This is a genomic window from Streptomyces sp. NPDC048291, from assembly GCF_043201715.1.
Lineage (GTDB): Bacteria > Actinomycetota > Actinomycetes > Streptomycetales > Streptomycetaceae > Streptomyces.
This window is the reverse complement of the sequence record NZ_JBICZC010000010.1, coordinates 126,888-139,402: the sequence shown is the minus strand read 5'-3', so window position 1 is coordinate 139,402 and position 12,515 is coordinate 126,888. Positions and strand designations below refer to the sequence as shown.

Below are 12,515 nucleotides of genomic sequence, written 5' to 3'. Positions count from 1 at the left end.
GGGCCGAGAGCGAGAGGAATGCGGATGCGGATCGCGATCCTGGACGACTACCAGGGTGTGGCGCTGGGTCTGGCGGACTGGGCGTCGCTCCGCGCCGACGTACGGGTCTTCTCGGAGCCCCTCGACGGCGAGGACGAAGTCGTGGCCGCGCTCGCCGGTTTCGAGGTGGTCGTGGCCATGCGTGAGCGGACCCCTTTTCCCGCGTCGGCCCTGGACCGGCTGCCGCACCTGAAGCTGCTGGTCACGACCGGACCGGTCAACGCGGCGATCGATGTGGACGCCGCACGCCGGCTGGGGATCACGGTCTGCGGGACCGGGTACTTCTCCCACCCGACGACCGAACTCACCTGGGGGCTGATCCTGTCCGCGGCGCGGCTGATCCCGCAGCAGGTGGACTCGGTACGGCGGGGCGGCTGGCAGGAGGGCCTGGGGGTGAGCCTGCGGGGCGCCACGCTGGGCGTGCTGGGCCTCGGCCGGCTGGGGACGGCGGTGACGGAGGTGGGACGCGCCTTCGGGATGCGGTGCATCGCCTGGAGCCAGCACCTGACGCCGGCGGACGCGCAGGCGAAAGGGGTGAGCTACGTGGCACGGGACGAGTTGTTCGAGCGCTCGGACGTGCTGAGCGTCCACGTCGTGCTCAGTGAGCGCACCCGGGGTCTGGTCGGGGCCCGCGAGCTGGACCTCATGAAGCCGACCGCGATCCTCGTGAACACCTCACGCGGGCCCGTGGTGGAGGAGGCGGCGCTGATCAGGGCGCTCACCGAGGGCGGTATCGCCTCCGCGGCGCTGGACGTCTTCGACCGCGAGCCGCTGCCGTCGGACCACCCGCTGCGGTCCCTGCCGAACGCCGTGGTGACCCCGCACATCGGCTATGTCAGCCGGGATCTGTACGAGGTGTTCTACCGGGACGCGGTCGAGGACATCGCGGCGTGGCAGGCCGGAGCGCCGGTGCGGACCCTCACGGGGTGAGTCCACCGCGGGCGTTCACCGCGGTCCGCTCAGCCGTCGTACGGCATCACCTTGACGACCTTGCCCTTGCTGTCCGTCTGGAGGTAGCCGCCCTGGTTGTACTTGTTGCTGAGGTACACGGACATGCCGGCGGGGTCGCCGAAGGCGTTGCCGGGCAGGACGACGACGAGGTAACGGCTGTCGGGATCGGGCACCTTGAGCTGCTTGCGGGCCTGGACCAGCAGCGAGGGGACCTTGCCCCAGTCGAAGCCGTCGACGCTGACGGGCCTGTCGTCGCCGGTCAGGCTGCCCGAGATGATGTCCTTCTGCACGCCCTGTCCTGAGCGGTAGGTGTACATGTCGTACGCGGTGTCGCTGCCCTTCACCATCAGGTAGGCGATGACGTACTCGGGGTACACGGTGAGCTTGCCGAAGCGGTCCCGGCCGGTCGCCTTCTCCAAGGCCGCGACGGCGGTGCGGATGCCCTGCGGGGTCAGCAGGTCGGACGTGGCGGTCTGCTCCGCGGCCGTGGGTGAGCCGGTGCTCCGGGCCGAGGGCGAGGTCGTGGCCGGGCCGGTGCCGGAGTCCGTGGCCCCGGAGGCCTGGTCGCCCGAGTCCGGCAGCAGCGTCCACGTCAGCGTGCCGGCCAGGGCCACCGCGGCCACGGGCAGCAGGAGCAGTGCCCGGCGGCGGCGCGGGGCCGGGCCTGGGGACATGGGCGCCGTGGTCCGGGGCCGCATGTCCTGCGGCCCGGCATCCTGCGGCGGTGCGGCCGGGGGTTGCAGCGGGAAGGACGTCGGGGTCTCGGTCTGCCGGGCGGCGCGGGCCAGCATCCGCTCCAGCGCGGCGGCGTCGGGGCGGGCCGCCGGGTCGCGGACGAGGACGCGGGTGAGGACGTCGGTGAGGGGCCCGGCCTGGACCGGCGGCGGGACGTCCTCGGCGAGGACCGCGGCGAGCGTGGCGAGGGTGGTGCCCCGGCGCAGCGGATGGTGGCCCTCGACGGCGACGTACAGCATCATCGCGAGCGACCACAGGTCCGCGGCCGACCCGCCGTCCTTGCCGGAGACGCGTTCCGGCGCCATGTAGTCGGGGGTGCCGATGACCGAACCGGTGGCGGTGAGCGCGGTCGACTCGCGGACGGCGGCGATGCCGAAGTCGGTGAGCACGGGGCGCCCGTCGGGACGCAGCAGGACGTTGGCCGGTTTGACGTCGCGGTGTTCGATGCCGGCCTCGTGGGCGGCGCGGAGCGCGGCCAGCACCTCGCGGCCGATGCGCGCGGCCTCGACCGGGTTCATCGGGCCGGCGGCGAGCCGGTCGGCCAGCGAGCCGCCGGTCACCAGTTCCATGACGATCCACGGGTAGGTCCCCGGGCCGCCGTCGACGATGTGATGGATCGTCACCACGTTGGGGTGGTCGACCCGGGCCAGGGCGCGGGCCTCCCGCAGCACCCGTTCCCGCAGCAGCCGCGCGGCCTCCGGGTCCCACTCGGCGAGCCCGGGGTCGGACGGGCGTACCTCCTTCACGGCGACGCTGCGCCGCAGCACCAGGTCGGTGGCCCGCCACACCGTGCCCATGCCGCCGCCACCGAGCCGTGCCACCAGCTCGAACCGCCCGTCGACGACCCGTCTCGCGGGGTCGTCCCTGCCCTCGTCGTTCATGCGCGGGAGCTTAGTTGGCCGGTCCGACAGCCTCGCACCCCGCTCAGTACGTGGACCCCAGCGTCTGCGTCGTGTACGCGCACTCGGTGTAGATGTAGCCGTAGCGCAGCTTGGCGGTGTCGGAGCCCGGGCTGGCGGTGCTGTCGTTCTTCGGCTTGTGCACGAAGTACGTGGTGCCGGGCGGGAGGCTGATCGTGTGCTGCGGGTAGTTCTTGCCGCTGTCGCTGCACGGCTCCCAGCCGCTGATGAGCGGGCTGGCGAACGAGTACGCCTTGCAACTGCCACACGCCTTCAGGGTGAAGCTGCCGGTGACCGGGCCCGTGTACAGGACGGTGATGTCGTCGGGGCTGTCGTTCTTGACGGTCACGGAGATGCCGCCGCCGGAGGCGGTGGTGGGCAGCTTCTTGCCGGCGGCGGGGAGGGTCTGGGCGACCTCGGCGCCGATGGCGATCTTGCGGGCGCGGTCGCGGTTGCCGTCGTGCGGGTTGTCGGAGACGAACTGCTGCATGGTCTCCTGCGCCTGCGCGTAGTCGCCGTCCCGGTACTGCTTGACGCCGCACTGGTACTCCCCGGCGTTCCCGCTGCGCTCGGCGCGGCCGGCGACCTTGCCGAGACCGTCGGCCTCGGCGCCCGACCCGTTCGACAGCTGGGTGATCTGCGTGTTCAGGGTGCCCAGCTGCTTGACGGCGCCGCAGGGATCCTTCCCGGAGACCGCCTTCGCCGCCTTCTTCTCCGCGGCGTCCACGGCGGGTACGACCTTGGCGGCCTGGCCGGAGTCGGGGAAGGTGCTCAGCAGGTCGCCGAACCGGCCGGTCCAGTCGGTCCCGCCGGTGGCGAGGCCCTGCGCGCCGCACTCGTAGAGCGAGGTGGCCAGCCGGTCGTCGGGCCAGTGGGCGAGCGTGCCGAGCTGGTCCTTCGGCATGGAGTCGGGCACGGTCCGCAGGAACCGGAGCGGTTCGACGGCGGAGCAGTAGTCGCGGTGGCTGTAGGCCGCAGCGACCGTCGTGTAGTAGGTCTTCAGGCGGTCGGGGACCTGGGCGGCGGCGCGCGAGCCGGAGTGGTGGACGGCGAGGTCGCGGTAGACGGCCAGGGCGTCCCGGTAGCCGGACTTGGCGGTGCCGAAGTCCTGTCCTGAGGCCGCGTCGACCTGCCGGTCGGCGCGGTCGAGACGGGCGAGGAGGGCGCGTTCGACGGCTTCGTGCCGGGCGCTGTCGTACCAGAGCGCGCCGCCCACCGGGACGGCGAGCAGGACGACGCCCAGCACGAGCGCGACGGGCCGCTGTCCCGGCCACACCAGGCGGGTGCGCAGTCCGACGAACCAGCCGTGGACGGCGGCCGCCAGGAGGAGAACGGCGTACAGGACGAGCGCGGTGCCGGGCACGCCGTCGGCGTCCGCGGGCAGGGCCACGAGCAGCAGGACGACGGTGGCCGCCAGGCACACGGCCATCGGGATCCATCTTCGCAGGAGCAGGTAGCCGAGGCCGAGGCCGCTCAGGTTGAGCAGGGCGACGGCGGTGGCGCGCAGGGGGTCCGGCGGCGCGGGCGGCGGAGCCGACGGCATGGGCGGCACGAACGGGCCCGGAGCCGGGAAACCCGGGCCGGGGAAGCCCTGGTTCGGCAGGCCCCGGCCCGGGAAGCCGTGGTTCTGCGGGCCCTGGTGCGGTGGTTCCTGCTGCGGACCGTACACGCCGTCCCCGGACATGGCGGCTCCCCCAATTGCTGCCGAATCCTTGTGAATTGACAGCGTACGGCCATACGTGCGAATTCGACAGGGGGGCAAGGACGGTCGGTATACGCCCGGTCACGCCCCGGGAATCTCCTGCTCGGCCCAGATGATCTTGCCTTCCCCGGTGTAGCGGGCGCCCCACCGGTGGGCGAGCTGGGCCACCAGGAAGAGGCCCCGGCCGCCCTCGTCGGTGCTCCGGGCGTGCCGCAGCCGGGGCGCGGTGCTGCTGCCGTCGGCGACCTCGCAGGTCAGCCAGGCGTCACGCAACAGCCGTAGCCGGATGGGCGGTTCGGCGTAGCGGATGGCGTTGGTGACCAGTTCGCTGACGATGAGTTCGGTGGTCGTCGCCAGTTCGTCGTAGCCCCACGCGACCACCTGGCGGACCGCCTCGGCGCGGACGTCGGCGACGGCGGCCGGGTCGACCGGCACCTCCCAGGAGACGACGTGGTCGGCGCCCAGGGCGTGGGTGCGGGCCAGCAGCAGGGCGATGTCGTCGGGCTGGGGAACGGGGACCAGCTGCTGGACGGCCGACGTGCACAGGGTGTCGAGATCGGCGCCGGGGACGGACAGCGCGCCGCGGAGCCGGGCCATGCCCAGTTCGACGTCCTGGTCGGCGCCTTCGATGAGGCCGTCGGTGTAGAGGCCGAACAGGCTGCCCTCGGCCAGTTCGATCTCGGTGGCCTCGAAGGCCATGCCGCCGAGCCCGAGCGGCGGTCCGGCGGGGATCTCGGGGAAGTGGACGTGCCCGTCGGGCGAGACGACCACCGGTGGCGGGTGCCCGGCGCGGGCCATCGCGCACCGCCGGGTCACCGGGTCGTAGACGGCGTACAGGCAGGTCGCCCCGACGAACGTGTCCACACCGCCCTCCGCCGGCCCGCTCGCGGTCCCCTCCTCCCCCAGCCGCAGCACCAGGTCGTCGAGGTGGGCGAGGAGTTCGTCCGGGGGCATGTCCATGTCGGCGAGGGTCTGCACGGCGGTGCGCAGCCGGCCCATGCTCGCCGCCGCGGCGAGGCCGTGCCCGACGACGTCGCCGACGACCAGCCCGACCCGGGCGCCGGAGAGCGGGATCACGTCGAACCAGTCGCCGCCGACACCGTCCGTCGCGTCGGCCGGCAGATAGGAGGAGGCCACGTCCAGGGCCGTGCCGCCGGTCAGCGCCTGGGGCAGCAGACTGCGCTGGAGGGTGACGGCGGCCGTGTGCTCCCTGGTGTAGCGGCGGGCGTTGTCGACGCAGAGGGCGGCGCGCGCGACCAGTTCCTGGGCGAGCAGGACGTCGTCGGGTGCGAAGGAGAGCGGGTTGAGCGAGCGGGCGAAGGTGGTGAGGCCCAGAACGGTGTTGCGCGCCCGCATCGGCACCGAGATCAGGGTGTGCAGTCCGAACTCCCGGATTCGGTCGGCCCGCGCGGGCTGTTCGGTGATCCACAGATGGTCGTCCGGGTCGAGTTCGGGGATGAGGACCGGCTCGCCGTCGATGAGCAGGCCGACGCCGTGCGGCGGGGGCAGGAAGTCGACCCGGTCGCCGATCCGCGCCACGGCCTCGGGGCTGCCCTCGCGGACCGAACGCAGCGCGGCGCGCCGCATCACCGCCTGGGCGGGGGCCGGGCCCGCGTCGGGCAGCCAGGCGCCGTGTCCCTCGTTGCTGAGGACGGGTTCCAGGAGGTCGACGATGACGAAGTCGGCGAAGCGCGGGACGGCGAAGTCGGCGAGTTCCTGGGCGGTGCGCAGCACGTCGAGGGTGGTGCCGATGCGGGTGCCGGCCTCGTTGACCATCGACAGCAGCTGCCGCGCGTTCCAGCGTTCGGTCACGTCGGAGACCATGTAGCAGACGCCGGTCACCGAGTCGTCGGGGTCGACGAGCGGGAAGAACGACGTCGAGTAGGCGCGCTGGCGGTGCGGATCCGACCAGCTCCAGCCGATGTACTCGTATTCGGTGACCGGCTCCCGGGTCGTCAGCACCTTGCGCATCAGGCCCTCGATGGTGGTCCCCTGCAGTCCGGGCAGCAGCTCGCTCAGCCTGCGTCCCAGGCGCTGCTCGCGGGGGACCCCGCCGAACTGCTCCAGGGTGTCGTTCAGCCAGACGTACCGCAGCTCCAGGTCCATCACGGCCATACCGATCGGCGACCGGGTGAGGAACCCGTCGAGGACGGACTGGCCCACCGTCCACTGCGGGCGCTGCTCCCGCGCCGAGACCAGGAAGCACTCGGCGCCGCCGATCGGGAAGGACGCGGAGACCCGCAGGTCGACGACGACGCTGCGGCCGTCGAGGTGCCGTACCGGGACGAGGCCGCTCCATCCCATGCCCGAGCGGCAGCGCTCGGCGACGCCGGCGGCCCGGGCCGGGTCGACGCGCATGGCGAGCAGCCGCGCCGCGGGGTGCCCGAGCACGGCGGCGGCCGGATGGCCGAGCAGTGCCTCGGCGCCACGGGTCCAGCCGATCACGTCGCCCGCTGCCGACAGCACCGCCGCGGCGTCGCTGGAGGCGTCCAGGAGCTCGTGCGGCCCCACGGTGGTCGGCACCTCGAAATCTTCTCGCGGAGAATCCATTGGCTACATCCTGTACGTACCCCCATGTTCCTGCTTGTCCACCCGTTGCGCACGGCCCCTGACGGGCGCGGGACCGCGTGGCCGGACACGGTGCGTGAGACCGGCGCGGACCGGGGTACCCGGTCTGGAGTTGGGGTGAGCCGCGAGCCGGGGCAGCATGGAAGGGCCGTAGCAGCGGCATCGGCATCGGCCCGGCGGCCGGTGGAGGTGGTTGAGGGATGGCTGTGGGTTCCCTGCGGACCGGTGGCGCCGACGGCTCCGGCGGTGAGGAGTACGGCCCCGGCGGACCGCGTCCGACCGGCCTGCTGGATCTGCTGAGCGTGGCCGCGGTGGCGCTGGACTCGCAGGGCCGGATCGTGTTCTGGACCCCGCAGGCCGAGGAACTCTTCGGCTACACGTCCGAGGAGGCCCTGCGCAGGAACGCGGCGCGGCTGCTCATTCAGCCGGAGCATCTGAAGGCCGCGGTGAAGGTCTTCGCGGACGTGCTGGAGAGCGGGCACAGCTGGGCCGGCGCCTTCCCGGTGCGGCACAAGGACGGCAGCAGCCGGCTGATGGAGTTCCGCACCATGCGGCTGCTGGACGATCACGGCGACGTCTACGCCCTGGGCATCGTCGCCGACCACAACCTGCTCCAGCGCCTAGAGACCGACCTGGCGCTGTGCGAGCGGCTGATCAACCAGTCCCCGATCGGTCTGGCCCTGCTCGATCCCGATCTGCGCTATCTGCTGGTGAATCCGGCGCTGGAGCGGATCGACGGCGTCCCGGCCGAGGAGCACATCGGCCGCCATCTGCGGGAGACGCTGCCGCTGCCCGACATCGACACCGTGGAGTCGGCGCTGCGCCAGGTGCTCACCACGGGCACGCCGCTGCTCGACCAGTACCACGTGGGCCGTCCGCCCGCCGATCCGGAGCAGGAGCACGCCTGGTCGCTGTCGTTCTACCGGCTCGAGGACTCCGGTGGCCGGGTCCTGGGCGCCGCGATCTCGGTGGTCGACGTGACGGAACGGCACCGCGCGGCGGCCGAGGCCGACCGGGCCCGGCGCCGCCTCGCCCTGATCGCCGACGCCTCGGCCCGGGTGGGCACCTCGCTGGAGGTGGAGCGCACCGCGCACGAACTGGCCGAGATCGCCACCCCGGTGCTCGCGGACGTGGTCGCGGTGGACGTGCTGGACGCGGCGCTGGCCCTGCGCCGCTCGCGCCGCCCCGACAACGGCCCGGAACTGTTCCGGGCCCTCGCCCTCAAGGCCGCTCATCCCACGGTCGCCCTGCGGGCCGCCGACACGCCCGGTGACCTCGCCTCCTACGACGGCGACCGGCTGGTCACGCTGTGCGTGCACTCCGCCCGCCCGGTGCTGGTCCCGCGGGTCGGCAAGCACGACCTGCCGCGCATCGCCCGCAGCCCGGAGGGCGGTGCCCTGCTGGAGGAGGCGGGCGTGCACTCGTATCTCGCGGTGCCGCTGATCGCGCACGGCGAGGTGCTCGGCGCCCTCGACCTCAAGCGGACCCGCAATCCGCTCCCCTTCGACGAGGACGACGTCGTCCTCGCCACCGAGCTGGCCGGGCGGGCCGCCGTGGCCATCGACAACGCCCGCTGGTTCCAGAGCGTCCGCAACACCGCCCTCACCCTCCAGCGCAGCCTCCTGCCCGACCATCCGCCCGAGCACACCGGCCTGGAGCTGGCCTCCCGCTACGAACCGGCGCAGGCGACGAGCGAGGTGGGCGGCGACTGGTACGACGTGATCCCGCTGTCGCAGGACAGGACGGCGCTGGTCGTCGGCGACGTGATGGGCAACGGCATCGACGCGGCCGCCACCATGGGCCGGCTGCGCACCGCCACCTGCGCCTACGCCGACCTGGAGCTGCCCCCGGACGCGGTGCTCCGGCACCTGGACCGGATCACCTGCGACCTGGAGCACTACATCGTCACCTGCCTGTACGCGGTGTACGACCCGCACTCCAGAACCTGCGAGATCGCCAACGCGGGCCACATGCCGCCCGCCCTGGTGCACTGCGACCGGCCACCGGCCCTGCTGGAGCTGCCGGCCGCCGCCCCGCTCGGGGTCGGCGGCATTCCCTTCGAGACGACGACCGTCCGCTTCGACGCGGGTGACCTGCTGGTCCTGTACACCGACGGCCTGGTCGAGACCCGCCGCCACCCCATCGACGACCGCCTCGACGTCCTCCTCGGCTTCCTCGACGAGCCCCACCGCCCCCTGGAGGAAACCTGCGACCTCCTCCTGCACGGCCTCCGCCACCCCGACGACCACGACGACGTGGCCCTCCTGATAGCCAGGGCCCTCTGACAACGACCTGTGCCCCGAAGGGGCGCTGGGGGTCCCCCGGCCGAAGGCTGGGGGAGGAACTGCGCGACCAGCCACGACGGCGCCGCGGACGAACGACGGCAGACCGCGGCGCCCGCTACCCCCCGCAGCACTCCGCCCGACAGAAGCACGACGCCCTGATCGGCACATCCGCGCAAGCGACCGCCAGCTTCAGCTGCTGGGCCACGATCCGCGCCTCGCCGTCCCGCCCCAGCCGCCGCAGGCACTCGTGGAAGCCGTGCAGCGCCCAGACGTTCCCCGGATGCTGCAACGGCCGGGGCAGGGTGTCGTCCAGCCCGAGGTCGGCCCGGTAGACCGCCTCGGCCTCGGCGATCCGGCCGCGTTCGAGGAGCAGGGCGCCGTAGGCGTGCCGGGTGGGCTGCATCCAGCCCCAGGGCTCGTCGTACGGGAGCTTGTCGTCCAGGTCGACGGACCGGCGCAGCTCGGTGAAGGCCGTGTCGAAGTCGCCCTTGCGGTAGGCGAGTTCGCCGTCGAGCATGGCGGAGGCGATCGTCAGGATGTCGGCGCAGGTGTTGTTGAACAGCATGCGGGTCTCCGGGACGGCGGCGACCGCGTCGCGGAAGCGGGCCCGGTCGGTCTCGGCCTCGGCGATCCGGCAGGTGGCCGCGTGGGCGACACCGCGCGCGTAGTGCAGCATCGCGGTGCTCACGCAGTACAGCCCGGGGTCGGCGGGCAGCGGCAGGCGCAGGATGTCGTCCCAGCGGCCGAAGCGGACCAGGACGTGCACCCGCATCGCCAGGAACCCCTCCAGCCAGTCGGCCATCGGCGGGCTCTGCACCCGCAGCAGTTCCTCCGGTACGGCGGCTTCGAGCCGTTCGGCCGTGGCGAGGGCGTCCTGGAGGCGGCCCTGGAACATCGCGCCGTAGATCCCGAAGTGCAGGTTGTGGCAGCGGTAGAGGGTGTAGAAGTTCATCGCGCCGGCGCGGGCGAGGTACTTCTCGTCGGCGGCGACGGCCGCGGCGTTGTCGGCGACGACGCGCCGGTAGTCGCCGCAGAGGACCTCCAGGTGCGAGGGCATGTGCTGGAGGTGTCCGGCGTCGGGCACGAGGTCGCGCAGCCGGTCGGCGACCGGGAGGGCGGTCTCGGGCGTGGGCGACATCTCCATGAGGTGGATGTAGAGGTGCAGCAGCCCGGGGTGCCGGGTGCCGGCCTCGGTCGCGAGGGCCCGCTCCAGCACGGCCTTCGCCTCCTGCGTGCGGGCCCCGTCGGCCGGCCGGCCGGTACGGATGTCCCAGAGCTGCCAGGGGGTGAGGTTCATCAGGGCGTCCGCGTAGAGGGCCGCGACGTCGAGGTCGTCGGGCGCCAGTGCGTAGGCGGTGCGCAGGCTGTCGGCGTAGCCGGTGTTCCACACCGAGCAGGCCGCCGCGTCCGGGGCCGCGGACTGCGGGTAGCGGGCGCGCAGCGCCTCGATCAGGGCGCGTTCGACGGGGGTCGCGTGCGCGGCCTTGGCGTGGGCGCGTTCCACGGCGGCATGGGTCCGCCGCACCGTGTGCGCCAGGTCGTCCGGGTCGAAGAACTCCCAGGGTTTGTTGTAGTTGGGGCCGAGGGCGTAGGCGAGGCCCCAGTCGGCCATGGCACAGTCCGGGTCTGCCGCGCCGGCCGCCTCGAAACAGCGGACGGCCTCCTCGTGGTTGAAGGCGTAGGTCCAGTTCAGCCCCCGGTCGAACCAGGTCTGCGCTGCGGCGGACGAAGTCGTCACGCGCCGGCCGTGACTGCCCAGGTCGTAGTAGTCCACGGTCGCGAACCTATCGACGCGGTGCGGGCGGGCGATGCCCGTTCATCCGAAGTCGTGAGGATGGCGCGGCGGTTGACGAGCCGCCGCGCCACTCGTGCCACCGCCGTCTCAGGGTGCGACCGCGCGGCCGGTCTGCGGGGAGATCCGCCCGGAGCAGAGTCCCTTGACCGCGAGGGTCTGTGCGATGCGCGGGATCGCGGCCAGGGTGTTGGCCGGCCACTCGTGCATGAGGATGATCTGGCCGCCGGTGAGCCGGGAGACGGCCTGCACGATCGCGTCGGTGCTCGCGCCGTTCCAGTCCTGGGAGTCGACGTCCCAGATGATCTCGGTGAGCCCGTACTTGGCCTCGACCGCCCGCACGGTGGCGTTGGTCTCGCCGTAGGGGGGCCGGAACAGGACCGGTGTCCCGCCGCCGGCCGCCGCGACGGCCGACTGGGTGCGGGAGATCTCCGAGTCGATCTGCGCCTGGGTCTCCTGGGTGAGGTGCGGGTGGGTGTAGCTGTGGTTGCCGACCCACATGCCCGCGCCGACCTGCGCCTTGACCTGGGCGGGGTAGGCCGCCGCGTACTGGCCCTCGTTGAACATGGTGGCCCGCAGTCCGTTCGCCTTCAGGGCGCTGAGCAGGCCCGGTGTGTGGGCGGTGGACGGCCCGTCGTCGAAGGTGAGGCCGACGTAGCCGGCGCAGGTGGCGGAGTGGGCCGGGACGGCGCCGGCGGCGAGGGTGCCCGCGGCGGCCAGCGCGACGGCGGCGGCGGTCGCGACCAGGGGTCGTAAGGGGCGTTCCACTGCGGCGCTCATCACGCCACCGTGATGTTCGAGCTGCCGCTGCTCTGGTAGCCCTCGGTCGCGAGGAGCTGGTAGTAGCTGAAGCTGCCGAGGGACATGCCGGCCCGGGCCCAGGCGTCGAAGTGGTTGCCGGTGGTGATGGTCCCGCCGGTCCGCTTGGACTGGCGGACGCTCCAGTACTGGTTGAAGGTCTTGGTGCCCTCGACGGACGGGGCGTTGTACCGCGTCGTCAGGTAGATGTCGTAGGTGCCGCCGTCGCTGGTGACGCTGCCCTTGTAGGTTCCGGTGGGCCGGTAGGTGCCCCAGTTGTCGACGATGTAGTACTCGACGAGCGGGTTGGAGGTCCAGCCGTAGAGGGACAGGTAGCCGTTGCCGGAGGGGCTGAAGCTGCCGGAGTAGGTGACATTGCGGCGGGCGCCGGTGCTCCAGCCCTTGCCGCAGACGAAGTTGCCGGTGTTGCTCCAGCTGGTGGCGTAGTTGCCGCCGGAGCCGAGGGTCATGGAGACCGTGCCCTGCGCGTCGGTCCAGAACGAGTAGTAGTAGCCGTTGTTGGTGCCGGTCTGGTTCGTGGTGACGACCGTGGCGGCGTGGGCGGTGCCGGGCAGGGCCAGTCCGGCGGCGGCGCCCAGCAGCAGGGCGCCGGCACTCCTGCGGCTCAGGGCGTGGTCGAGCGGGTTCATGGGATGCCTCCTCGTGTGGCCTGTGCGGGTGTGGCCTGGTCGGGAGTGTTGGTCTGCGCATGTCACCTGTCAACAGTTTCGGTAGTTATTTCGAAA

7 protein-coding genes and 1 pseudogene are annotated in these 12,515 nt (G+C 72.6%); 2 read left to right on the top strand and 6 right to left on the bottom strand.

Annotated elements, in window-relative coordinates; all coding sequences use genetic code 11:
* Positions 1–24 precede the first annotated feature (24 nt).
* Entirely contained in the window at positions 25–969 is a 945-nt protein-coding gene (locus ACGF5O_RS26925) for a D-2-hydroxyacid dehydrogenase family protein (protein ID WP_393812434.1), read from the top strand.
* A 29-nt stretch (positions 970–998) separates the two neighbouring features.
* Here ACGF5O_RS26925 and ACGF5O_RS26920 read toward each other — a convergent pair whose 3' ends face one another.
* The 3 genes from ACGF5O_RS26920 to ACGF5O_RS26910 form a co-directional block, all read right to left on the bottom strand.
* Positions 999–2,606, bottom strand: coding sequence for a serine/threonine-protein kinase (locus ACGF5O_RS26920; protein ID WP_393812433.1), 1,608 nt, complete (start codon positions 2,604–2,606; stop codon positions 999–1,001).
* A 43-nt stretch (positions 2,607–2,649) separates the two neighbouring features.
* A complete protein-coding gene (locus ACGF5O_RS26915) occupies positions 2,650–4,167 on the bottom strand; it encodes a hypothetical protein (protein ID WP_393812710.1) in 1,518 nt (505 codons plus the stop codon).
* 240 nt (positions 4,168–4,407) lie between these two features.
* The gene (locus tag ACGF5O_RS26910; protein WP_393812432.1) at positions 4,408–6,876 is read right to left on the bottom strand and encodes a SpoIIE family protein phosphatase; all 2,469 of its coding nucleotides are present in this window, start codon (positions 6,874–6,876) and stop codon (positions 4,408–4,410) included.
* A 218-nt stretch (positions 6,877–7,094) separates the two neighbouring features.
* Between ACGF5O_RS26910 and ACGF5O_RS26905 the strand changes: the two genes are divergently transcribed.
* The gene (locus ACGF5O_RS26905; RefSeq protein WP_393812431.1) at positions 7,095–9,179 is read left to right on the top strand and encodes a SpoIIE family protein phosphatase; all 2,085 of its coding nucleotides are present in this window, start codon (positions 7,095–7,097) and stop codon (positions 9,177–9,179) included.
* A 115-nt stretch (positions 9,180–9,294) separates the two neighbouring features.
* Here the strand turns inward: ACGF5O_RS26905 and ACGF5O_RS26900 are convergent, their stop codons facing one another.
* The 3 genes and pseudogenes from ACGF5O_RS26900 to ACGF5O_RS26890 form a co-directional block, all read right to left on the bottom strand.
* A complete protein-coding gene (locus tag ACGF5O_RS26900; protein WP_393812430.1) occupies positions 9,295–10,953 on the bottom strand; it encodes a hypothetical protein in 1,659 nt (552 codons plus the stop codon).
* Positions 10,954–11,064: 111 nt separating this feature from the next.
* Positions 11,065–11,751, bottom strand: a pseudogene (locus tag ACGF5O_RS26895) (polysaccharide deacetylase family protein); the annotation flags it as partial.
* Complete coding sequence (locus tag ACGF5O_RS26890) at positions 11,751–12,419, bottom strand: glycoside hydrolase family 11 protein (protein WP_393812429.1); 669 nt, start codon at positions 12,417–12,419, stop codon at positions 11,751–11,753. The gene ACGF5O_RS26890 and the pseudogene ACGF5O_RS26895, both read right to left, overlap by 1 nt.
* Between the last annotated feature and the right edge of the window lie 96 nt (positions 12,420–12,515).